Here is a 21,611-nt window from a genome sequence, read left to right as displayed (position 1 = left end):
TTGCTTAAACATCCCCGTGTCTTCGGGTGACGGGTATGACCACGGGATCAGAGTAGGAAAATGTAAATATTCTGTCTAATATATTAATAATCTCAAATGATACTTTAAAGATATGAATATCGAACTGCGTCACCTGCGCTACTTTGTTGCCGTGGCTGAAGAGCTGCACTATGGCCGTGCGGCGTCGCGGCTGAACATCTCACAGCCGCCGCTGAGCCAGCAAATTCAGATTCTTGAACAGCAGGTTGGGGCACGTCTGCTGGCGCGCACCAACCGCAGCGTGAGCCTAACCGCAGCAGGAAGGCAGTTCCTGGCGGACAGCAGGCAAATCCTGAGCATGGTCAATGACGCGGCCGCACGGGCAGAGCGTCTTTACCTGGGGGAAACCGGTGAATTGCGTATCGGTTTTACCTCGTCGGCACCCTTTATCAGCGCCGTCTCGGAAACCCTCTCGTCGTTTCGTCGCCATTTCCCCGACGTGCATATTCAGACCCGCGAAATTAATACCCGTGAGCAAATATCCCCGCTCAATGAAGGTTCGCTCGATCTGGGCTTAATGCGTAACACCCAGCTGCCGGAGACGCTGGAATGGCAGGTTATCCTGCGTGAACCGCTTATGGCGATGATCCCGCGCGACCATCCCTTAGCCGGGCAGCCGTCCGTCACGCTGGCGGAGCTGGCGAAAGAGCCATTTGTCTTCTTTGACCCGCAGGTAGGAACCGGTCTGTATGACGACATTCTTGGGCTGATGCGCCGCTACGATCTGGCGCCGGTCATTACCCAGGAGGTTGGCGAGGCAATGACCATTATTGGGCTGGTCGCCGCAGGATTGGGCGTATCTATTCTCCCGGCCTCCTTTAAACGGGTACAATTGCGGGAAATGCGCTGGGTGGCGATTGCTGAAAAAGACGCGGTATCGGAAATGTGGCTGGTCTGGTCGAAGCATCATGAGCAGAGCCACGCGGCACAGCGTTTCAAAAACCAGCTTATCGCCGCCTCTGCAGGGCGCTAATTATAGGGAAAAGTGGGTGAAAATGTGCAGTAAATCACATGGCTAAGTAAATATTTGACGACGGCCATTGAAGTGCTTCACCATAGCCCACAGTTTATTTCGAAGCTCGAAAATAAGGGAGTACGAGGTGGTTGCTGATAGTCAGCCAGGGCATATCGATCAGATTAAGCAGACCAACGCTGGCGCGGTTTATCGCCTGATTGATCAGCTTGGTCCGGTTTCGCGTATCGATCTCTCGCGCCTGGCACAACTGGCACCCGCCAGTATTACCAAGATTGTCCGCGAAATGCTGGAAGCGCATCTTGTTCAGGAGACGGAAATTCAGGAGCCGGGCAGCAGGGGCCGTCCCGCTGTCGGGCTGGTTGTCGAGACCGAAGCGTGGCACTACCTGTCGCTGCGCATTAGCCGCGGTGAAATCTTCCTCGCCCTGCGTGATTTAAGCAGCAAGCTGGTGGTGGAAGACCGCCTGGAGCTGCCGCTCAAGGCCGAAACGCCTCTGCAGGACGCCATCGTGGCGCTTATCGATCAGTTCTTTATTCGTCACCAGCAGCGTCTTGAGCGCTTAACGTCCATCGCAATCACCATGCCGGGTATTATCGACACGGAAAACGGCATCGTGCACCGCATGCCGTTCTATGAAGACGTGAAAGAGATGCCGCTGGGCGAGGTGCTGGAAAACCATACCGGTGTACCGGTTTACATCCAGCATGATATCAGCGCGTGGACGATGGCGGAGGCGCTGTTCGGCGCCTCGCGCGGGGCGCGTGACGTCATTCAGGTGGTGATTGATCACAACGTAGGGGCAGGGGTCATCACCGACGGACGCTTGCTGCACGCCGGCAGCAGCAGCCTGGTAGAAATAGGCCATACCCAGGTCGATCCTTATGGTAAACGCTGTTACTGCGGCAACCACGGCTGTCTCGAAACCATTGCCAGCGTTGAGAGCGTGCTTGAGCTGGCGCAGGTGCGGCTGAGCCAGTCGATGAGTTCTTCGCTGCACGGCCAGCCGTTAACCGTTGATTCCCTCTGCGCGGCGGCGCGACAGGGCGATCTGCTGGCGAAGGATATTATTACCGGTGTCGGCAACAATGTGGGCCGCATTCTCGCCATTATGGTCAATCTCTTTAATCCACAAAAAATCCTGATTGGCTCGCCCCTCAGCCAGGCGGCGGATATCCTCTTCCCGGCGATTTCCGCCTGTATCAACCAGCAGGCGCTGCCCGCCTACAGTAAAAACATCGTGGTTGAAAGTACGCAGTTCTCAAACCAGGGGACGATGGCCGGCGCGGCGCTGGTGAAAGACGCGATGTACAACGGCTCGTTATTGATTCGTCTCCTGCAGGGCTAACTCTTTTCCATTGATGTAAGAAATATTGCGCTATCTCAAGCCGGATAGCGCACGCATCCCGTAGACTTCCCCCACTGAATTATTTACTTGGTTTATATTTTCGAAGCATACCCAAGAGGTGGAATGAGTCATGCTTAAGCGTTTCTTTGTAACGGGTACTGATACCTCTGTCGGGAAGACCGTTGTATCCCGCGCATTGCTGCAAGCCCTGGCGGCAAGTGGCGAACGTGTTGCAGGGTATAAACCCGTCGCGAAAGGCAGTAAAGAGACGCCAGAGGGACTGCGCAATAAAGACGCATTGGTTCTGCAAAGCGTTTCGTCGCTGGAGTTGCCCTATCACGCCGTTAACCCTATCGCACTCAGCGAAGATGAAAGCAGCGTGGCCCACAGCGGCCTGATCAACTACAGCCTGCTGTCCGATGGACTGGCAAGCCTGAGCGAGAAGGTTGACCACGTCGTTGTTGAAGGCACCGGCGGCTGGCGCAGCCTGATGAACGATTTACGCCCGCTTTCAGAGTGGGTCGTACAGGAACAGCTGCCCGTGGTGATGGTCGTCGGCATTCAGGAGGGGTGTATAAACCATGCTCTACTGACCGCGCAGGCGATTGCCAATGACGGTCTGCCGCTGGTTGGCTGGGTCGCGAACCGCATCAACCCGGGTCTGGCGCACTACGCTGAAATTATCGACGTTTTGAGCAAAAAGCTGCCCGGGCCGTTGGTCGGCGAGCTGCCCTATCTGCCGCGCGCCGAGCAGCGCGAGCTAGCGCATTACATCGACCTCTCTGCCTTCGGCAGCATGGTGTCCGTAGACAGAGTCGTGGCGTAACGTCTGGGACAGCACCGACGCAATAACGCACGCCACCAGCAAACCGGGTAGTAAAAAATACTGCCCGGTCATTTCACATACCATCAGGGCAGACATTATCGGCGCGTGAGTTGTCGCGGCGAGCAGCGTCGCCATGCCCGCCAGCCCCAGTAAAATCGCCGTTTCCGCCCCTGGAAACCACAGGGCAAATACCTGCGCGAACACCATCCCCGTTGCCATGCCGACAAACAGGGTCGGCGTGAATACCCCGCCGGGTGCCCCTGAGCCGCTGCTCGCCAGCACCGCCAGAAGCTTGCAGATAAACACGCCGGTGATGACGGACAGTAACGGCGGTGAGTGCAGAAATGTCTGCACCACGCTGTAGCCGTTGCCCCAGACTTTTGGCGTCAGGAGCGACAGCAGCCCGACGATCAGCCCGCCCAGCGCCAGCTGCCAGGGCGGCGAGAGTTTGAGGCGCAGAAACAGGCCGTGGCTAAACGCCATTAACCCCATCAGCAGCGGGCCACACAGGCCGGCCAGAACCCCCATTCCCACGATCAGGGTATAATCCACTGCGCTGAGGAGCCCGCTGAGATGAACGTCATAAAGGGTGTTCGCGCCGGGGCTTAACAGGCGCGTCGTAAGCAGCGCCACAACAGCGGCAATGACTACCGGACCGAGTGAGGCCAGCATCAGCGTGCCGAACAAAATTTCAGCAATAAACAGGCTGCCCGCTAACGGCGCGTGGTACGCGCTGGCCATCCCTGCTGCGGCGCCGCAGGCGATCCATAACTTCCACTCAGATTTCGGCGTAAAACGCCGGGCGAATACGGAGGCGGCGAGGGCGGCAAGCAGGATCATCGCCCCTTCTCGGCCGATGGCGCTCCCGCTGGCAACCACCAGCAGTGAGGCGAGGGATTTTATCAGGCTTGATCCGTAATCGAACTGCCCGTCTTCCGTTTCCAGCGCTTCCATATAGTCGGTGGGCGCATGCGGACGCTGTGCGTTCAGGCGTTGCCATCCCCACAGCAATAACCCTGCTGCCAGCCCGCCCAGAGCAGGCGTTAACGCACGTCGCCAGGGGGATAGCGCAGCGGCAGCGTTCACCAGGCTGCCGCTGTCGTTACTGAGAAACAGCCACTCGAGCAGATACATGCCGTGGCGAAATACGGCAACGGCCAGCGCGGCCAGTATGCCGGTGGCGCTGGCGATCGGAAGCCGGCGAAACATCGCTCGTATGTCGGGGTAAGCGTGAAGACGTTGCATGGGTCGTAATTTAAGGTGGGGGATACAATATTGTGATGGGAATTCGTGGCGTTAGCATAAGGAACCGGTGCGAAATGTGGCGCTGTATCATGGAGGGCTGATAATGTATCTGAACATGCCTCAATATAGGGTAAAACCATGAACAGCATAGCGGCAGTTATCAAACTCAATTCTGCTGTAGACACGGCGGCCAGCCTGGCGAAACGAAATACCTTTATTGCAATGACAGCCCTATTGCTTTCGGGCTGTACGACCAGCGGTGGAGTTGGAATCGGAGGGGGAAGCAATGGCATTGGCGTTGGTGCAGGGGTCAGTTTCCCCATAAACCTCAGTGGATCTGATGCCGGCAGGGAAGGCTCTGCAAACAGCGGACTCAAAACGGTTACCGCGCCAATGCCTTTTTATCCCGCGCAAGCAGCAGCCAGGCGAATTAACGGTAGCGTTACCGTTCGCTATGACGTCTCCAGTGACGGAAAAATTGAAAATATAGAGGTGATTAACGCTGAACCGCCGGGTGTATTCGAAAGGGAAACATTGTATGCACTGAGAAACTGGCAGTACGTAGCCGGTGATGAGCATAAGGGCATAACGAATACGTTTTACTTCAAACCAGGGGACGGCGTGACAAACAACTAAGCCCGCAATCCAAATGCGGGCTTATTTGTCGCGGGAGAAATGATTAGCTCTCGCTATGAATATTCAGCGCCCGACGCGTACGGCCGGAGCTCAGGTACTCCGCAATATAATCCTGCGAAATCTCGCCGTTATAGCGTCCGTCCTCATCCACGATCGGCATCCAGCTGGTATTACTCTCATACAGGCGAGACAGCACCACGCGCAGGTTATCTTCGGCCTTACCGGTCATGCGGAACGGGTGCAGAATGTCGCCACAGCTGCCGCTAACGTTCCGCGCTTCGCGGCGCTTCACAAAGCCCAGCGGTTTACCGTGCTCGTCAACCACGGTAATGGCGCGGATATCGTTATCATCCATGGTGGCAAAAGCTTCCGGAAGCGGGGTAGACTCGCGAACCGTAATCGTTGGCTGTCTGTCGGTCACGTCACCCGCCGACACCAGCAGCAGGCGCTTCAGGGTGCGGTCCTGGCCGACAAACGAGCCGACAAACTCGTTCGCCGGTTTCGCCAGCAGCTCATCCGGGCTGGCGCACTGAACGATGCGACCCTGACGGAAGACGGCGATACGGTCGCCCAGCTTCAGGGCCTCATCGATATCGTGGCTGACCAGCATCACCGTCTTTTTCAGCTTGCGCTGCATCTCGAGGAACTGGTTCTGGATCACCTCGCGGTTTATCGGGTCGACCGCACCGAAAGGTTCATCCATCAGGAGGACCGGAGGATCTGCGGCCAGGGCGCGGATCACGCCGATACGCTGCTGCTGGCCGCCGGACATTTCGCGCGGGTAGCGATTCAGGAACTTGTGCGGATCCATCGCCACCATATCCATCAGCTCCTCGGCGCGGGTTTTACAGCGCGCTTTATCCCAGCCCAGCATGCGCGGCACGACGGTGATGTTCTCTTCAATGGTCATGTTCGGGAACAGACCAATCTGCTGAATAACATAGCCAATATTGCGGCGCAGGGTAACGGTATCCATTCCGCTGGTATCTTCCCCGTTAATCAGGATCGTCCCGCTGCTTGGGGCAATAAGGCGGTTTATCATCTTGAGTGTGGTCGTCTTACCGCAGCCGGACGGACCGAGCAGGACGCACATTTCGCCTTCGGGCACGTTCAGGTTGACGTTATCCACGGCCTTAACGCTCGACGAAAATTGTTTGGTGAGGTTTTCCAGTTTTATCATTATCGAATCCCCTTCGGAGTCAGTACAACCTGCAAACGGTGCAGCAGCCAGTCGAGCACAATCGCTAAAAGACAAATCATCAGCGCGCCCGCAATTAACATACGAATATCGCTCCCGCCAATGCCGTTAAGCAGCAGCAGGCCAAGCCCGCCCGCGCCGATAACGGCGGCAATGGCCATCACGCCGATGTTCATTACTACCGCCGTACGAATACCCCCGAAAATCACCGGCAGCGCCATCGGAATTTCAACCCAGCGCAGACGCTGCCAGAAGGTCATGCCGATACCGCGGCCCGCTTCACGCAGGCCGGGCGGCAGACTGTCGAGCGCGGTGTGGGTATTGCGCACAATCGGCAGCAGCGAGTACAGAAATACCGCGGTGATTGCGGGCAGGGCACCGATACCCTGACCGATCAGCGAAAAGAGTGGGATCATCAGGCCGAACAGGGCGATTGACGGAATGGTCAGTACCAGGGTGGCAATCCCCAGTACCGGTGTCGCCAGCCATTTATGCCGGACAATCAGGATCCCCAGTGGTACGCCGATGACGATCGCCAGCCCGACGGCCAGTGCGACAAGCCACAGGTGCTGCAGCGTCAGGGTTAACAGGTAGTCCCAGTTATCCAGAATGTAGTGAATCGTCTCCATAGCGCCTCCTACAGCAACTGTTTGCTACGCAGGAAATCTCGGGCGACCTGCTGCGGTGACTGATGGTCGATATCCACCTTCTTGTTCAGTTCGGTGATAACGTCGTTATTAAGCTGGCCGGAGAGGGTGTTGAGCGCCTCCTCGAGACTAGGATTGGCGTCCAGCGTGTCTTTGCGCACCACTGGCGTCACCGCATAGCTCGGGAAGAAACCTTTATCATCTTCCAGCACCTTCAGGTCGAAGCCTTTCACGCGTCCGTCGGTGGTGTAGATCAACCCGGCATCAACGAACCCGTCGCGCACGGCGTTGTATACCAGCCCCGGATCCATCTGACGGATCTGCGGGCGGTCCAGCGTCATGCTGTAGGCGGCCTGCAGCGGCTTCATGCCGTCGCTGCGCCCGGCAAATTCCAGGTCTAAGCCCAGCAGCCAGTTGTTGTCCGGATCGGTTTTACGAACCTGTTCAATCTTTGCCACCATCTCCGACATGGTGTTGATGTGCTCCGCCTCGGCGCGTTTACGCTGCATGGCGAAAGCGTAGGTGTTGTTCATATCGGCGGGTTTGAGCCACACCAGACCGTGCTTTGCGTCCAGGCGTTTCACCGTCTCATACGACTCCTGCGGCGACATGCGCTTATTGATGTGGTTGAAGATAATCAGCGAGGTGCCGGTGTACTCCCAAGTCATATCAATCTGTTTGTTGATCATCGCGTTACGTGAAATGACCGTCGCAATGTTGGTTTGCGGCTGGACCTGAAAGCCTTTCTTTTGCAGGTACTGCACGGTCATCGCGGAAAGAATGTGCTGTTCGGTAAAGCTCTTGGTCGCCAGAATCAGCGGGGCGGCCAGCGTCTGGCTGGTGAAAAGCGCTGCGGCGCAGAAGGCCGTCAGGCTGGAAATCAGTCTCATAAAAGCTCCTTGTTATTGTTATCGAGCGAGATGCGGACTCATCACGCGACCCAGCGCCGCCAGCAGGGTATCGAGGATCAGGGCAAACAGGGCGGTGGCCGCCGCGCCCAGGATCAGCGTCGGGAAGTCGTTGAGGTAAATGCCGGGGAAAATCAGCTCGCCGTAGCTGCTGGCGCCGATCAGGAACGCCAGCGGCGCCGTACCCACATTGATGGCAGTAGCAATACGAATGCCCGAGAGCATCACCGGCCAGGCGTTAGGAATTTCGACCTGGCGCAGGCGCTGCCATTTGGTCATTCCAATACCGTTAGCCGCTTCCAGCAACGAGGCAGGCACCGAGCACAGTCCCGCATAGGTGTTGCGCACAATCGGCAGCAGCGAGGCGAGGAACAGGGCGATGATGGCAGGCGTATCGCCGATGCCAATCACGACCATCGCCAGCGCCAGAACGGCCAGCGGCGGCAGGGTGTTGCCCACGTTGAAGATTTGCATCACGTATTCAGCGACGCCGCGCGCCGCCGGACGGCTCAGCAGAATGCCGCTTGGGATACCGACGAGCAGGGCAAAGAACATAGATGAGAAAACCAGAATCAAATGCTGTTGCCCGAGATAGACCAGGTCAACCTGACGCGCTTTGATCGTCTCCAGCCCAATGCCCCAGATGAGCAGGGCGAGGACCACGATAATCGCGCCGACAAAAAGCAGCGAACGTTTGAGTAAAGGGTGCATTGCGGTGTGTCTCCCTGTGCGCATGCGTTATAGCAACCACCGGTTGCCTGTTGTTATGCCATGTTTTGGCAGGGGTACATCAGCTATAGCAAGTGAATGGGAAGGGTTCCAGCGAAGGGGCAAAATAAGTAACCCTATGAAACTACAGGGAACCTTGTGTCAGGCCTTATGGGATAAGGCCTGAATGTGGGTCAGGCAGAATAGTCCTAAAGACAAAAACGGAAAGTGACAGTGTCACTTGCAGGAAATCCGCAGGGGGCTATTTACCGAAAGTGGCGCGAACCCTCCGCACGCGAAGCGAGATGGTGATGATGGAAAACATGGCCACGAGCATGAGCATCACGCCAAGCGCGAGCATCGCATTAAACCCAAACCACCTGAACAGGATCAGCCCCGCAATACCGCCGGTAATGAAGGAAAAAAGGGTGGTTAAATGGGTTTTTAGCTGGCTTCGTTGCGCAGCCGTATCTTTGGAGTAATCCCGACGCAGCATCGCGACCACCACGGAGGCCAGCGCGATGCCCGCGTCGGTTAACGTACCGGTAATATGGGTCGATCTCACGCGTCCGCTGGAAAGCTGCGTGGAGGTAGAATTATGGATCCCCATCAACCCGCAGAGGAAGATGATAATTTCACGATTTGTCGAGAACGAGTGGAAATACATTTCATACAGCGACACGCCTGCGAGCAATACGCCTTCGACAAATAAAATCTGGCTAAATACCAGTCTCACATTATGGATAATGCCCCATAAAACGATAATGCGTGCAACTATCGCTCCCGACACAAAGGAGAGAATAATAGCGCCAAAAAAAAGAACATCGTTTAAATCTGTTGAGGAGACTTCGCTGGATAATTGTGAAGTATTGCCCGTCATGTGGGAAGGAAAGAAGCCAAATGCCCCAAGCGCAATGGCGTTCAGTAGACCTGCGGAGGTCGCCAGCCACAGGGCGAGCAGGCGATCCTCCTGATGCGTTCGTGCTTTCTTAAGCTTAATCAGCAAAGATTACCTCCGTTTGAGCTTCCCCTGAACAAGCAGGCTAACAAAGTCAGTTCACTGGATGTCCAGGACACGGCTTAATTATTATCTCGCCGGAGGTGAGTCGTCGTTTTGTAATTAATTAAATTAACCATGCTAAAACAGTGTTTATTGAACATTCATTTGCAAAGCATATTTTTTCCGCGCGCTTTGCCAGGCAATAAGTGCATGCACAAGAGCAAGGATTTCCGGTATGGCGCCAGGGTTACAGCATCCCGTTATTTCCGTGGCGTAAAAAAGGCGGACGCTGGTTCAGCTGCTCGAACCAGGCGTCGATAGCGGGAAAGTCCGGGCGATCGAACGGGGTCATTTTCCAGCGGTTCACCGACAGCCCCAGCACCACATCGGCCAGAGTAAAGGTGCAGGCAACAGGTCGTCACGACCGACCTTACGAGCCAGATAGCGGCAAATTGAGTAGCACAAAATCACCATTAATCAGCACCGGCACCATGGCGTTAGGGTTCATGGCGCGAAAGGCGTCCGTTTCGGTTGAGGCAAAACCGCTGCCGTAGTCTTCCTGTAAATAATCGATACCTGCTTCACCCCAGCTTTTGCCGCCCGGGCAAGCGAGGCGCCCGGCTTACTTCGAACTCACCTTTGCCGCGAGGCGGAAAACGTCATCCCCCCCGCCATCAGAAGCAAACACCCGCTCATTGCAAACGTGCTTTGCCAACCGAGATGGTCAAACACCACGCCGCCCGCCGTTGAGCCAAGGGCTATGGCAAGCTGGATCACCGCGACCATTAGCCCGCCGCCTGCTTCGGCATCCTCCGGCAGCGTACGGGCGATCCACGTCCACCATCCCGTAGGTGCCGCCGTCGCCAGCATCCCCCAGACGCCCAACAGAAGGGCAACGATCCCTGCGCTATGTCCGGCCAGGATCAACAGGCCAGCGAGGGCCGCCATCAGCAGCGGAATGGCTATTAACGTCGGATAGAATGCCCTGTTGAGGACCATTGCTACGAGCAGCGTGCCAACAAAACCGGCAATTCCGATGGTGAGCAAAATCAGCGATAAGCCCGAGGCGCTGACCTGCGTGACGGTTTCCAGGAATGGGCGCACGTAGGTAAAAAGGGCAAACTGCCCCATAAAGAACAGGCCGCAGGCCACCAGCCCCACTGAAACGGCGCGCTGGCGAAAGAGCCGAAATACGCTTTGGCGTGATGACTGGCGTTGATTCCCGCTCATAGTGGGCAAGCTATAACACTGCCAGATGAACGCCACTATCGCTATCGGCACCAGGCACAGGAACGCGCCGCGCCAGCCAATGGTCGAGCCGAGATAGCTCCCCAGCGGGGCGGCGACCACCGTTGCCAGCGCGTTACCCCCGTTAAATATTGCCAGCGCGCGGGCAACCTGGTGCGACGGCACAAGGCGAATGGCCGTGGCGGCAGACATGGACCAGAAGCCTCCGATGGCGATGCCGATAAGGGCGCGGCCAGCCATGTAAACCGGATAGTTTGGCGCAAAGGCGATAATGCTGCCCGAGAGCGCCATCAGGAGCGTCATGCCCAGCAGAACATGTTTACGATCCCTGTTCCCGACAAGCTGAGAAAGGAAGAGGCTGGTCAGGACGGCCAGCGCGCCGGAGATGGCGATACCCTGGCCCGCGAGCCCCTCAGTGACGCCCAGTTCGCTGGCGAGAGGGGTGAGCAGGCTAACGGGCATAAATTCCGAGGCAATCAGGACGAAGACGCACAGGGTCATGGCAAAAATGCCGCCCCAGCGCGCCTGCTCCTCATTCTGTGTTGCGGTGTGGCTCAGTGTGGACATAGTCATATTTCACGAAGGAAAGTTGTGCAGCCACCTGCCGAAAGCAGGTGGCCGAAAGGGTTATTTCAGGCTGGTTTTGAAGAACTGCTCAAACTGTGCGAAAGGGATTTTACCGGCAACGTTGTCGTAAAGGTCGACATGGTTTGCGCCAGGAACAATCACCAGCTCTTTGTGTTTGCTGCCCACGGCGTTAAACGCATCCTCAGCAAAATAGCGTGAGTGCGCGTTTTCCCCCGTGACGATAAGCGTCGGGATGGCGATCTCTCCGGCGTAGCTCAGCAGCGGCATATTCATAAATGACAGCGGGGTTGTTGCCGTCCAGGCGCCGGTAGAGTTGACGGAGCGCGCGTGGAAGCCACGCGGCATGCGATAATAATCATAAAACTCCTTCAGCACAGGGTGCGGATCGGCAGGCAGTGCTTCCGGCAGAATGCGGTCTGCCGCAGTGACCTTGCCGTTCTCATCGACGTAAATGTCGTGACCGCCGTGCGCAAACGTGCCGCTCTCGGCATCCTTCCAGCGCTGCGCGTTCAGATACTGCAGCACGGCATGACGGTCGGTCGCGGAATAACGATCTTTACCGTCGCCCACGCCGTGGCCCATGGCGCGACTCATGTCGTACATCACGCTGGTAGCGACCGCTTTCACGCGGGTATCCATGGAGGCCGCATTCAGCGCCATACCGCCCCAGCCGCAGATGCCGAGAATGCCGATTCGGTTACGGTCGACCTCTTTCTGCAGCCCCAGGAAATCTACCGCGGCGCTGAAGTCCTCGGTGTTGATATCCGGCGAGGCAACGTTGCGCGGCTGGCCGCCGCTTTCGCCCGTGTAAGAAGGGTCAAACGCAAGCGTCACAAACCCGTTTTCAGCCAGCGTCTGAGCGTAGAGGCCGCTGGACTGCTCTTTGACCGCGCCAAACGGCCCGCTGACGGCAATCGCTGCCAGCCTGCGGTCTCCACGGTTCTTAGGAAGATACAGATCGCCCACCAGGGTGATGCCGTATCGGTTCGTGAAGGACACCTTACGGTGGTCGACCTTGTCGCTTTCGGCGAAGGTTTTATCCCAGGCCGTCACCATCGAAACGGGTGCGTTTGGGTTGGTGGTTTCTGCATAACTCATCGTCGTCACTCCACTTAATGATGCGCATAACAGCATCGCAACTGATAGTTTCTGGGTGAATGTTTTCATAGTAAGTACCGGGCGTTGTTGTGATGCGAGCATTATAGTTAGCAGGAATAGTGCTGATTAGTGGCCAGATCCTGCTAATATTAATAACATAATGTGATAAATGGACGGAGCAGGATGGCGAAACGGGAAAACTACAATGAGCTTTACCTGTTTATGCAGGTGGTGCGTGAGGGAAGCTTTACGGCAGCCGCGCACCGGCTCGGGCTGGCGCAATCGGGGATCAGCCGTTCGGTACGCGAGCTGGAAGAGCGGCTGGGCGTCCAGCTGCTGGTGCGCACAACGCGAAAACTGTCCCTCACCCACGCGGGGGAACGGCTCTATCAGTCCGCCGAGTCGGCGTTTGAAACGCTCGATAACGGCCTGGCTACGCTGGCGCATTTTCGCGAAACGCCGTCCGGCACGGTCCGTATCAACGCCAGCCAGCACGCCATCGATAAATGTCTCCTCCCCAGGCTTGCCGTATTTAAACAACGTTATCCGGATATTCGGCTTGAGCTAATGAATGAAAGCCGGTTCGTCGACATTATCGCCGAGCGTTTCGATGCGGGCGTCCGGCTGGGGCCGGAAGTAGGTCAGGGAATGATCGCCGTGCGCATCACGCCCGATATGGAAATGGCCGTGGTGGGCACGCCGGAACACATGCGACGCTACGGTTTTCCGCAGGCGCCCGCGGATTTAGCGACGCATCCCTGCATTGCCTATCAGTTTGCCGACGGCAGTCATTACCAATGGGAGCTGGTTCAGGACGGGAAGACGGTCACTCACCGGCCTGAAGGCCAGTGGGCGCTGTCGGACAGCTATATGGAAGCCGAGGCCGCCCGGCTGGGGCTTGGGCTGGCCTATGTTCCGGTGGAGCTGGTGGAAGAGGATATCGCGCGCGGAACGCTTATCCGCGTGTTACAGCGTTACAGCCTGCGCATGGAGGGCTTGTTCCTTTACTATCCCCATCGCAACGTGACGCCCGCCCTGCGGGCGGTGATTGATACGCTCAAAATATAGACACCCTTCGTACAGGCCGGGAAGATAAAGCCCCCCGGCGTTGCCGTTCAAAGAGAGAACGGCACTCAACCGTTTTTAATCTCATCAGCGATACAAGGCTGAGGTTTACCAAACAGATAGCCTTGTGCAAAATCGCAGCCCAGCGCCTGAAGGCTTTCGAGCTGTTGCTGCGTTTCGACACCTTCTGCAACGGCCTTCATATTGAGGGATTTAGCCATGCCAGTGATGAGTTTGATGATGGTAAGGGCGTCTTCCTGAGTAGATACAGAATGCACAAAGGATTTGTCTATTTTGATTTTATCGAACGCAAGCTTGCTAAGCCGCGAAAGAGAAGAGTATCCCGTGCCAAAATCATCGATGGAGATTTTCACGCCTAGGGCTTTGAGCTTATTCAGCGTATTCATCGGCGTATTGCTCTCCGTAAAGAGAGAGGACTCCGTCACTTCCAGTTCAAGACGATCGGCCGGAAGCCCTGTTTCTTTCAGAATGTTCATCACGATCCCAGCAAACGCTTTGCTGCTTAGCTGAACCGGGGAGGCGTTGACTGAAATTTTAGCCGGAACAGCCCAGGAAGCCGCTTCCCTGCACGCCATTTCGAGCACCGATTTCCCCATCTCGTTTATCATGCCTGTTTTTTCAGCTGCGGGAATAAAGCTGTCCGGTGACAGGAGCCCCTTCAAAGGATGTATCCAACGAATAAGGGCTTCATAGCTGTAAATTTTTTGCGTGAAGGAATCTACAATCGGCTGATAATAAACCACGAATTCTTTATTCATAATTGCCAGTGACATGTCATGCTCGAGCGTTCTGCTCTCCTGCAGCTTATCTAACATGCGTTGACGGAAGACCTTTATCTTCCCGGCACCTTCTTTTTTGGCTTCATAAAGGGCCAGATCGGCAAATTTATAGAGATAGTCGGAGCGGCGCTCCGTCTCTGAGTTAACAATGCCGACACAGGTGGTTATATTCACAATAGCGTTATAAATAGTGTAAGGCTGGTTGATTGCATCGCATATGCTTTGCGCGCGCGAAACGGCACTGCTTTCCGTCAGGCCACTTGAGAGAAACGCAAACTCATCGCCGCCCAGGCGGTAAAGGGTATCCGACGTCAGGCCCATTGACAGCAAGCGGAGGGAGATCTGGCGGAGTAATATATCGCCGGCATCATGCCCGTAAGTATCATTGACCTCCTTGAACCGGTCTAAATCAAACAGCATGACCGTGACGGAGTTATTATTTTTTTCCGCTATCTCTATTGTTTTATTAAGATGCCCCCAGAAAGACTGGCGGTTATTCATCTCGGTAAGAGAATCGTGGTAGACGTCATATTCCAGCCTGGCATTCTGAAGCTGCAGCTTTTCTTTGGATTTCTGCAGCTCTTCAGCAAGACTCTTTACCTGAAGGTGCGCCTTCAGAATATTTCTGTTCTGGAAAAAAATCAGAATACCCAGTATCGCACTCAGTATGATCAGCAGTACAGACGTCGCCGAGTAGATATAGTACAGCGTTTGAATTTTGACGTTGGCGTTATTAATGGAGTTAACGTCTTTGTCTAATGCACCGGATGAAAGACGGCTCAGTGGCGCATCAAGCGTGTGCATTATTTTCAGGTAAGACTCGAGCTCTGAGCGGTTCATTTTTTCAAGGTGAACGTCCAGATAATCCAGCGTCTTTTCCAGCTGGGCGGCCAGTTGAAGATGGGATTTATTACTTTCGATATAATGCCCTAAATCACCTTCTTTCGTTAAATCGCTCTGGCTGAGCATAATGTCGAGACGCAGGCGTACGTCATCGACCTTCATCGTGTCATCGATCGTGTAAAGACCAAGCCATGATTCGAGTCGGTAATATTCTGATACCAGCTGGGCAGCCGACCAGGAATCGGCGTAGTGCGTCAGTTTCTGTAACTCCTGCTGCCTTTCATGTACCAGGAAAGAGATATACCCGGTAGATATAAACAGGGAAAATATGATGCCAGCCAGTATTCTGTTCATGATGCTCCTTTGAACGCCTACTCAATATTCATTCTGCTGACCTGCCAGGCAGACCTTGAATAAAAAATCTGGTTATTCAGTTCAGGCATGCTGTCATAAGGATACACAATGAATGTCGGGCCTTTATCACGGATGCGTAAATATTCACCGTTTACTTTTAATGCAAGGATGACATTGTATTTTTTGAAATCGCTGAGGGGAAGAACGGTAGTGTAGTCGTTAAGCGCCGTGACCGTAACGATTGAACCTTTCGCGCCAACGTAATCCATCAGTTTTTGCATCGGAATACCCGTAAAGGTCGTGCGGCCATTATACCATGGCGACGTTGTCTGGAAGCTGACCACACCCAGCTTCTCAAGGCTGGCGAGATCAAAAACGGCTTTGCCGTCTTCATTTGTATTTTGAATATTACCAGTGAGGGTTAAGAGAACTTTACCGGCAGGCCTGGCAAGCTCACTCGCCAGGGCCTGTGTGGAGACAACCAAGCTTAACAACATGACAATTAACCGCATTCTAACCTCACCTGTGGACCATACGTGAAAGAATTATAATTTAGATATTATGCTATTAATATACGGCGCCTGATTATTATTAACGTGACAGTCCATTCTTTCTCCTGGCGCTTCCCCGCGGTGCGCTACACCATTTGAATAATAGCGGATTTGCCGGGGCGCATCTGGACGTGACGATAAACGCCGACCGGCGTGGGCTGTCGCTGGCGTTATCCCGCCAGAGCAGGGGGTATTTTAGCGGATTGGGGGCAGGCGAGCCTGGCTTGCTCAAGCGCGGTGAGCAAGCCAGAAGGTGATTAACGGTAGAGCGTTTTTTTCGCGACAGGGACCAGCAATGTTGACTGCCAGTCTGCGAGCGTCAGCCGGGTAAGTTCTCCGAGCGCGCGATAGAACGGGTGCTCTGCATTCTCGGTAAAGACGGTGAGAAAACGCGTGCTCCACGGCAGCAAATGCCAGGCCAGAAGCTGGTCGCATTCGGCGTCGCGACCGTTCTCAGCCAGCCACGCGGCCAGCAGCAGCAGCGTACCAATATGGTCTTCCGGCTCGTTCTGCTTCATCTCAAAGACGATGTGATTTTCACGCATCCACTGGCGCAGCGCGAGAGTGGAGTCGCCAAACAGCACGGATTCACGATCCAGCCAGACGGAACCCCACGGCGGTGCAGGCAGCGCATAGGGACCGATGAAAAGACGCTGCCAGGCATCTTTTATTGCTTCCTCTGACGGGGAGCGAAACGTCTCGGCTACGGGCAGCAGGGCTTCCTGCTCCAGCGGCCAGTCCTGCGTCCAGTCACCCGCGGTGAGGGCATTTACCAGCGGCGCAGCCTGCTCGCTGTCCGGGGCATAATAAAACAGTGCGCCCAATACTCTGGCGCTGAAGGCAAAAGATGCGCGATGTGATACTTCAGTCATTACAACATTCCTTACGCATGCGCGGGGGTCCCCGCGCACTTTGTTAACCTGCAATCGCCATACCTGCGGTCATATGCAGGCCATAGAAAAGACCACGGCCAGGCAGCTCGCCCAGCACAACGAGGATATTACCGGCAGGGCTTTGGGATCCACAAAAAAGCCATACCGGGCTGTCATCGGTTACTCCTTACGCCTTCTCGATCTGCACCAGGTTGGTGTGCTGCGGATTGCCTTTCGCCAACGGCGAAGGGCGGTGCGTGGTCAGCGTGTTGATGCACGAACCGTGGTCGATGCGATCGCCGTTCATGTTGGCGTCGTGCCAGGCGCCCTGGCCCATCGCGCTCACGCCGGGCATAATCCGCGGCGTGACTTTAGCCGCAATTCGCACTTCACCGCGATCGTTAAAGACGCGCACCATATCGCCGTTTTTAATGCCGCGTTTGCTGGCATCGACGGGGTTGAGCCACACTTCCTGGCGGCAGGCTGCCTGCAGCACATCGATATTGCCGTAGCTGGAATGGGTGCGGGCTTTGAAGTGGAAGCCGAACAGTTGCAGCGGGAAGGTGCTGCGCTCAGGCGCGTCCCAGCCCTCAAAGGTCGACGCGTAGACCGGGAGCGGGGTAATGGTTTCGTCTTTTGCCAGCTCCCAGGTGGCGGCAATTTCCGCCAGTTTGCTGGAGTAAATTTCAATTTTGCCCGACGGCGTTTTCAGAGGATGGGCATCCGGGTCGTCGCGGAATTTTTTATAGGCTACGAAGTGCCCGTTCGGGTCTTTACGCTTATAAATACCCATTTTTTTCAGTTCATCATAGGAGGGCAGCAGCGGGTCTTTTTCGATCATTTTGGCGTACAGATACTGTAGCCACTGCGCCTGCGTGCGGCCTTCGGTAAACTGCTGATGGATATCCGGCCCGAGGCGCTTTGCCACTTCGCTCATGATCCAGTAGATAGGCTTACGCTCGAATTTCGGCGCGGTAGCGGGCTGCAGGAAGATCAGATAGCCCATGTTGCCAGCGTAGTCGTTAGGGATGATGTCTTCCTGCTCGACGGTCATCAGGTCTGGCAGGACGATATCAGCATACTTCGCGGATGAGGTCATAAAATTGTCGATGACGACAATCATTTCGCACTTGCTCTCGTCCTGCAAAATGTCGTGCGTTTTGTTGATATCCGAGTGCTGGTTGATGAGGGTATTTCCGGCGTAGTTCCAGATGAACTTAATCGGCACGTCGAGCTTCTCTTTACCGCGCACGCCGTCGCGAAACGCGGTCATTTCCGGGCCGCGGGCAATCGCGTCCGTCCAGCTAAAGCAGGAGATTTGCGTTTTCACCGGGTTATCCGGTAGCGGCATTCGCTCGATGGTGATGGTATAGGTGGATTCACGCGCGCCGCTGTTGCCGCCGTTGATGCCCACGTTGCCGGTCAGGATCGGCAGCATCGCGATGGCGCGGGAGGTCTGTTCCCCGTTTGCCTGGCGCTGCGGACCCCAGCCCTGGCAAATACAGGCGGGTTTAGCCTCGCCAATTTCGCGGGCCAGCTTGATAATGCGCCCGGCAGGAATGCCGGTGATGCGCGAGGCCCATTCTGGCGTTTTCGCCGTGGCATCGTCACCCTGACCCAGAATATAGGCTTTGTAATGCCCGTTTGCGGGGGCACCCTCCGGCAGCGTTTTTTCGTCGTAGCCAACGCAGTATTTATCGAGGAACGGCTGGTCAACCAGATTTTCGTTAATCAATACCCATGCGATACCGGCGACCAGTGCCGCATCGGTGCCGGGACGGATCGGGATCCACTCGTCTTCACGTCCGGCTGCGGTGTCGGTGTAGCGCGGGTCGATAACAATCATCCGCGCATTGGAACGCTCGCGAGCCTGTTCAAGATAGTAGGTGATCCCGCCGCCGCTCATGCGTGTTTCCGCCGGGTTGTTGCCGAACATCACCACCAGTTTGGTGTTTTCGATATCCGAAGTGCTGTTGCCGTCGTTGGTGCCATAAGTGTAGGGCATTGCACAGGCAATTTGAGCGGTGCTGTAGGTGCCGTAGTGGCTCAGGAAGCCACCGTAACAGTTCATCAGGCGGGCCACCAGCGAGGCGTAAGGGGAGGAACGGGTGATGTTACCCCCAACAATGCCGGAGGAGTAGTTAATATAGACCGCTTCGTTGCCGTACTTTTCCACCACGTTTTTCAGGCTGGCGGTGAGGATATTCAGCGCGTCGTCCCAGCTGATTCGCTCAAACTTGCCTTCGCCGCGCTTGCCCACGCGTTTCATGGGGTAGTTCAGACGGTCAGGGTGGTTGATGCGGCGGCGAATGGAACGCCCGCGCAGGCAGGCGCGAACCTGATGGTTTCCGTAAATGTCATCGCCCGTATTGTCGGTTTCGACCCAGTACACTTCATCGTCACGTACGTGCAGTCGCAGCGCACAGCGGCTGCCGCAGTTAACCGAACAGGCTCCCCACACCACTTTATCTTCTGCGGGCTTGACGGCTTTTTGCACCGCGGCGGCAGCGGTTTTAAGACCAAAAGGTAACGATATGCCACCGGCAGCCAGCGCCAGAGAACCCAGCGCAGTGGATTTAACAAGAGCTCGACGGCTAATTCCGCCGTGATTAACGTCCTCAGACATGACTCACCCCATCATTGGAATTGCGTATTATTTTCACCCGTGATTACGACCGGGCTAATGATGGGGTGAGTGTTACTTATTTGGGGGTATTAAATATTAATCCTCATCAAACCAAGGGGGATTGAGGTGAAATTACTGCGGTTCAGCAGGGGCGTTGTCCTGATTGCCGGATGCCGCGCCGCTTCCCGTGCGAGTGTATAAAATTTTAAAAGTATCGTTAGCACAATGACCAACCACCTGCGCATCGGGCTTATCCGCCTGATCGTTCGGCACGATGTTCAGGCTAAAGCCTGATTCAGGCACGCCGTTGTTGATGATCTTCTGCTGAATGTCGCTTTTTACGCGCTCGCAGGAATCAGGGGCGGCTAAAGCAGCCGTTGACGCGCTCATTAACAGCAGGGCGGTAATCCAGGGTAACCGTTTCATGTGTTGCTCCTTTTCTCTGTGTGTAGGTTTATTTTAGCAGGGTTCGTGTAAGTGTCTGTTTTTGACAGTAACATTCTGAATATTCTGATCAACGGCGCCGTTGTCTGGTTTGATATGATATGCCCAGAATGGGAGGGGAAGATGGCGGTCATACTGCCGCCCGATAAATTACATTTTCTTTTTTAATGCCCACCCGTATATTAAGAGTGCATTGAACAAAAATGAAAATATAAAAAGTCCTAACGTGTAGTGTTCACTCCAGTCTAACTCAGTAACAAATCCAAAATTTTCTTGTGTACATGTCGTAAAGCAGCACGTCTGGCATTATGTAACACATGAATGTATATATTAAAAAGAAAATGAGCGTTTCTACGATCCATACAAGAGCAATTTTTTTGCGTTCATCAATACACCTGTATTGTGCCAGGGGCTTTTAATTCCGATGTGACCTGCATCGTTGATTTTGTACCATTTGAACTCGGCGCTTTTCAGCGTTTGCCCTTTTGCCACAGCTTTGTAGAGATGAGGGCTTGAACTGTCGAACTCTTTCTCGAATACCAGAGCGCTATGCACGCGCGTACCCGTTATTTTCCCCGTCATGTTATCGGTACCGCCATCGTCCTTCAGCCAATGGTAGGCAGGAATTGCCATTTTGAAGCTCCATTCCAAAAAAAGAAGGTCAGTTAACATACAGAGCTTCCATTCAGGTAGGCAAAGGATGTTATTTATAAATCATATATTTCATGTGTTTATGCTTTCTTTTTATATTATTGATCAAGGATATGCCTTTCCCGAGCAGAAGGTCGCTCTCAAGCGAGAAGCTGAATCACTACTGCTTAACTTGCTGTATTTGCTAATATGATTGGCAACAACGTTCAGAAACGGTAAATAATGTGAAGAAATACGCAGCGATATCGCTACTGGCAACAGCGCTGATGGGGTGCGACAACAATTCTGCACCGCTGTCATTCACGCCGGAGATGGCGAGCTTCTCGAATGAATTTGATTTTGACCCTCTGCGCGGACCGGTCAAAGACTTTACCCAGACGTTGTTTAACGATAAGGGCGAAGTGTCCAAACGCGTGACCGGCACGATGTCAGCAGAAGGGTGCTTCGATACTCTGGAGCTGCACGATCTGGAAGCCAACACGGGCGTTGCGCTGGTGCTGGACGCGAATTATTACCTTGATGCCGAAACGCAGCAGCAGAAGGTCAAACTGCAGGGAAAATGCCAGCTGGCAGAGCTGCCGTCAGCCGGCGTAACCTGGGACACAGATGACAACGGTTTTGTGGTGGCGGCACACGGTAAAGAGATGGAAGTAAAATACCGCTATGACGCCGATGGCTATCCGCTGGGGAAAACCACCGTCTCTGGCGAACAGCACCTGTCCGTACAGTCGACGCCGTCGAAAGATCTGCGTAAACGAATGGACTATACGGCGGTGAGTATGCTGAACGATAAACCGATGGGGGTCGTGAAGCAGAGCTGCGATTACGACAGACACAACAACCCGGTAAGTTGCGATCTGACGATCTCCGACGACAGCGTCAAACCCGCCGTTGAACGCAACTACACCATTAAAAACAATATTGAATATTACTGAGAATAAAA

General features: G+C 54.9%; 19 protein-coding genes and 3 pseudogenes. 6 read left to right on the top strand and 16 right to left on the bottom strand.

Annotated features, from left to right (window positions below):
- Window positions 1-112: 112 nt before the first annotated feature.
- The 3 genes from ynfL (at window position 113) to bioD (ending at window position 3,186) form a co-directional block, all read left to right on the top strand.
- On the top strand, window positions 113-1,012 hold the full coding sequence (gene ynfL, locus D5067_RS12605) for a multidrug efflux transcriptional activator YnfL/SxtR(Kp) (RefSeq protein ID WP_119934413.1): 900 nt from the start codon (window positions 113-115) through the stop codon (window positions 1,010-1,012).
- Window positions 1,013-1,139: 127 nt separating this feature from the next.
- Window positions 1,140-2,360 carry a sugar metabolism global transcriptional regulator Mlc gene (mlc, locus tag D5067_RS12600; protein ID WP_119934412.1) on the top strand — a complete coding sequence of 407 codons (1,221 nt, stop codon included), beginning with the start codon at window positions 1,140-1,142 and terminating at the stop codon, window positions 2,358-2,360.
- Between the two features lie 130 nt (window positions 2,361-2,490).
- Window positions 2,491-3,186: a dethiobiotin synthase gene (bioD, locus tag D5067_RS12595; RefSeq protein WP_119934411.1), complete on the top strand. Its 696-nt coding sequence runs from the start codon at window positions 2,491-2,493 to the stop codon at window positions 3,184-3,186.
- On the opposite strand, the gene clcB is transcribed toward bioD, so the two are convergent.
- Window positions 3,121-4,431: a voltage-gated ClC-type chloride channel ClcB gene (gene clcB, locus D5067_RS12590; protein ID WP_119934410.1), complete on the bottom strand. Its 1,311-nt coding sequence runs from the start codon at window positions 4,429-4,431 to the stop codon at window positions 3,121-3,123. The genes bioD and clcB overlap by 66 nt on opposite strands.
- A 138-nt stretch (window positions 4,432-4,569) precedes the next feature.
- Between clcB and D5067_RS12585 the strand changes: the two genes are divergently transcribed.
- Window positions 4,570-5,067, top strand: a complete 498-nt coding sequence (locus tag D5067_RS12585) for a TonB family protein (protein WP_119934409.1) — start codon at window positions 4,570-4,572, stop codon at window positions 5,065-5,067.
- Window positions 5,068-5,110: 43 nt separating this feature from the next.
- On the opposite strand, the gene osmV is transcribed toward D5067_RS12585, so the two are convergent.
- The 8 genes and pseudogenes from osmV to D5067_RS12545 form a co-directional block, all read right to left on the bottom strand.
- Window positions 5,111-6,247 carry an osmoprotectant ABC transporter ATP-binding protein OsmV gene (osmV, locus tag D5067_RS12580; protein ID WP_119934408.1) on the bottom strand — a complete coding sequence of 379 codons (1,137 nt, stop codon included), beginning with the start codon at window positions 6,245-6,247 and terminating at the stop codon, window positions 5,111-5,113.
- Window positions 6,247-6,894, bottom strand: a complete 648-nt coding sequence (gene osmW / locus D5067_RS12575) for an osmoprotectant ABC transporter permease OsmW (RefSeq protein ID WP_119934407.1) — start codon at window positions 6,892-6,894, stop codon at window positions 6,247-6,249. Before osmW ends, osmV begins: the two co-directional genes overlap by 1 nt.
- A gap of 8 nt (window positions 6,895-6,902) precedes the next feature.
- Window positions 6,903-7,802, bottom strand: coding sequence for an osmoprotectant ABC transporter substrate-binding protein OsmX (osmX, locus tag D5067_RS12570; RefSeq protein ID WP_119934406.1), 900 nt, complete (start codon window positions 7,800-7,802; stop codon window positions 6,903-6,905).
- 18 nt (window positions 7,803-7,820) lie between these two features.
- Entirely contained in the window at window positions 7,821-8,531 is a 711-nt protein-coding gene (osmY, locus tag D5067_RS12565; RefSeq protein WP_119934405.1) for an osmoprotectant ABC transporter permease OsmY, read from the bottom strand.
- A gap of 259 nt (window positions 8,532-8,790) precedes the next feature.
- Complete coding sequence (locus D5067_RS12560; RefSeq protein ID WP_119934404.1) at window positions 8,791-9,534, bottom strand: YoaK family protein; 744 nt, start codon at window positions 9,532-9,534, stop codon at window positions 8,791-8,793.
- 241 nt (window positions 9,535-9,775) lie between these two features.
- Window positions 9,776-10,111, bottom strand: a pseudogene (locus D5067_RS12555) (glutathione S-transferase family protein); the annotation flags it as partial.
- 50 nt (window positions 10,112-10,161) lie between these two features.
- Entirely contained in the window at window positions 10,162-11,343 is a 1,182-nt protein-coding gene (locus D5067_RS12550; RefSeq protein WP_119934403.1) for an MFS transporter, read from the bottom strand.
- A gap of 60 nt (window positions 11,344-11,403) precedes the next feature.
- Entirely contained in the window at window positions 11,404-12,531 is a 1,128-nt protein-coding gene (locus D5067_RS12545; protein WP_119934402.1) for an alpha/beta hydrolase, read from the bottom strand.
- Window positions 12,532-12,645: 114 nt separating this feature from the next.
- Here D5067_RS12545 and D5067_RS12540 point away from each other — a divergent pair, with 114 nt between their 5' ends.
- Complete coding sequence (locus D5067_RS12540) at window positions 12,646-13,530, top strand: LysR family transcriptional regulator (protein WP_119934401.1); 885 nt, start codon at window positions 12,646-12,648, stop codon at window positions 13,528-13,530.
- A 65-nt stretch (window positions 13,531-13,595) separates the two neighbouring features.
- Here D5067_RS12540 and D5067_RS12535 read toward each other — a convergent pair whose 3' ends face one another.
- From D5067_RS12535 to D5067_RS12505, 7 genes and pseudogenes are all read right to left on the bottom strand, one after another.
- The gene (locus tag D5067_RS12535) at window positions 13,596-15,524 is read right to left on the bottom strand and encodes a putative bifunctional diguanylate cyclase/phosphodiesterase (protein WP_119934400.1); all 1,929 of its coding nucleotides are present in this window, start codon (window positions 15,522-15,524) and stop codon (window positions 13,596-13,598) included.
- 17 nt (window positions 15,525-15,541) lie between these two features.
- Window positions 15,542-16,036: a putative pterin-binding protein gene (locus tag D5067_RS12530; RefSeq protein WP_119934399.1), complete on the bottom strand. Its 495-nt coding sequence runs from the start codon at window positions 16,034-16,036 to the stop codon at window positions 15,542-15,544.
- A gap of 296 nt (window positions 16,037-16,332) precedes the next feature.
- A complete protein-coding gene (gene dmsD, locus D5067_RS12525; protein WP_119934398.1) occupies window positions 16,333-16,947 on the bottom strand; it encodes a Tat proofreading chaperone DmsD in 615 nt (204 codons plus the stop codon).
- Between the two features lie 43 nt (window positions 16,948-16,990).
- Window positions 16,991-17,080 (bottom strand): annotated as a pseudogene (locus tag D5067_RS12520) (dimethylsulfoxide reductase); the annotation flags it as partial.
- Between the two features lie 54 nt (window positions 17,081-17,134).
- Window positions 17,135-19,573 (bottom strand): selenate/tellurate reductase subunit YnfE, encoded by a 2,439-nt coding sequence (gene ynfE, locus D5067_RS12515; RefSeq protein ID WP_119934397.1) that lies wholly within the window; start codon window positions 19,571-19,573, stop codon window positions 17,135-17,137.
- 132 nt (window positions 19,574-19,705) lie between these two features.
- Window positions 19,706-19,999, bottom strand: a complete 294-nt coding sequence (locus D5067_RS12510; RefSeq protein WP_119934396.1) for a DUF1161 domain-containing protein — start codon at window positions 19,997-19,999, stop codon at window positions 19,706-19,708.
- Window positions 20,000-20,446: 447 nt separating this feature from the next.
- Window positions 20,447-20,650, bottom strand: a pseudogene (locus D5067_RS12505) (type VI secretion system tube protein Hcp); the annotation flags it as partial.
- 284 nt (window positions 20,651-20,934) lie between these two features.
- Between D5067_RS12505 and D5067_RS12500 the strand changes: the two are divergent.
- Window positions 20,935-21,603: a YnfC family lipoprotein gene (locus D5067_RS12500; RefSeq protein WP_374208614.1), complete on the top strand. Its 669-nt coding sequence runs from the start codon at window positions 20,935-20,937 to the stop codon at window positions 21,601-21,603.
- The last annotated feature ends 8 nt before the right edge of the window (window positions 21,604-21,611 follow it).

Source organism: Enterobacter huaxiensis, from assembly GCF_003594935.2.
GTDB lineage: Bacteria > Pseudomonadota > Gammaproteobacteria > Enterobacterales > Enterobacteriaceae > Enterobacter > Enterobacter huaxiensis.
Note: the sequence above shows the minus strand (reverse complement) of the source record. Positions and strands in the feature narration are given on the sequence as shown.

Excerpts from the sequence above, each read along its gene's own strand:
- ynfL (WP_119934413.1), top strand. The coding sequence starts at position 113 with ATGAATATCGAACTGCGTCACCTGCGCTACTTTGTTGCCGTGGCTGAA.
- bioD (WP_119934411.1), top strand. The coding sequence starts at position 2,491 with ATGCTTAAGCGTTTCTTTGTAACGGGTACTGATACCTCTGTCGGGAAG.
- clcB (WP_119934410.1), bottom strand. The coding sequence starts at position 4,431 with ATGCAACGTCTTCACGCTTACCCCGACATACGAGCGATGTTTCGCCGG.
- D5067_RS12585 (WP_119934409.1), top strand. The coding sequence starts at position 4,570 with ATGAACAGCATAGCGGCAGTTATCAAACTCAATTCTGCTGTAGACACG.
- osmV (WP_119934408.1), bottom strand. The coding sequence starts at position 6,247 with ATGATAAAACTGGAAAACCTCACCAAACAATTTTCGTCGAGCGTTAAG.
- osmW (WP_119934407.1), bottom strand. The coding sequence starts at position 6,894 with ATGGAGACGATTCACTACATTCTGGATAACTGGGACTACCTGTTAACC.
- osmX (WP_119934406.1), bottom strand. The coding sequence starts at position 7,802 with ATGAGACTGATTTCCAGCCTGACGGCCTTCTGCGCCGCAGCGCTTTTC.
- osmY (WP_119934405.1), bottom strand. The coding sequence starts at position 8,531 with ATGCACCCTTTACTCAAACGTTCGCTGCTTTTTGTCGGCGCGATTATC.
- D5067_RS12550 (WP_119934403.1), bottom strand. The coding sequence starts at position 11,343 with ATGTCCACACTGAGCCACACCGCAACACAGAATGAGGAGCAGGCGCGC.
- D5067_RS12545 (WP_119934402.1), bottom strand. The coding sequence starts at position 12,531 with ATGAAAACATTCACCCAGAAACTATCAGTTGCGATGCTGTTATGCGCA.
- D5067_RS12540 (WP_119934401.1), top strand. The coding sequence starts at position 12,646 with ATGGCGAAACGGGAAAACTACAATGAGCTTTACCTGTTTATGCAGGTG.
- D5067_RS12535 (WP_119934400.1), bottom strand. The coding sequence starts at position 15,524 with ATGAACAGAATACTGGCTGGCATCATATTTTCCCTGTTTATATCTACC.
- D5067_RS12530 (WP_119934399.1), bottom strand. The coding sequence starts at position 16,036 with ATGCGGTTAATTGTCATGTTGTTAAGCTTGGTTGTCTCCACACAGGCC.
- dmsD (WP_119934398.1), bottom strand. The coding sequence starts at position 16,947 with ATGACTGAAGTATCACATCGCGCATCTTTTGCCTTCAGCGCCAGAGTA.
- ynfE (WP_119934397.1), bottom strand. The coding sequence starts at position 19,573 with ATGTCTGAGGACGTTAATCACGGCGGAATTAGCCGTCGAGCTCTTGTT.
- D5067_RS12510 (WP_119934396.1), bottom strand. The coding sequence starts at position 19,999 with ATGAAACGGTTACCCTGGATTACCGCCCTGCTGTTAATGAGCGCGTCA.
- D5067_RS12500 (WP_374208614.1), top strand. The coding sequence starts at position 20,935 with ATGGGGTGCGACAACAATTCTGCACCGCTGTCATTCACGCCGGAGATG.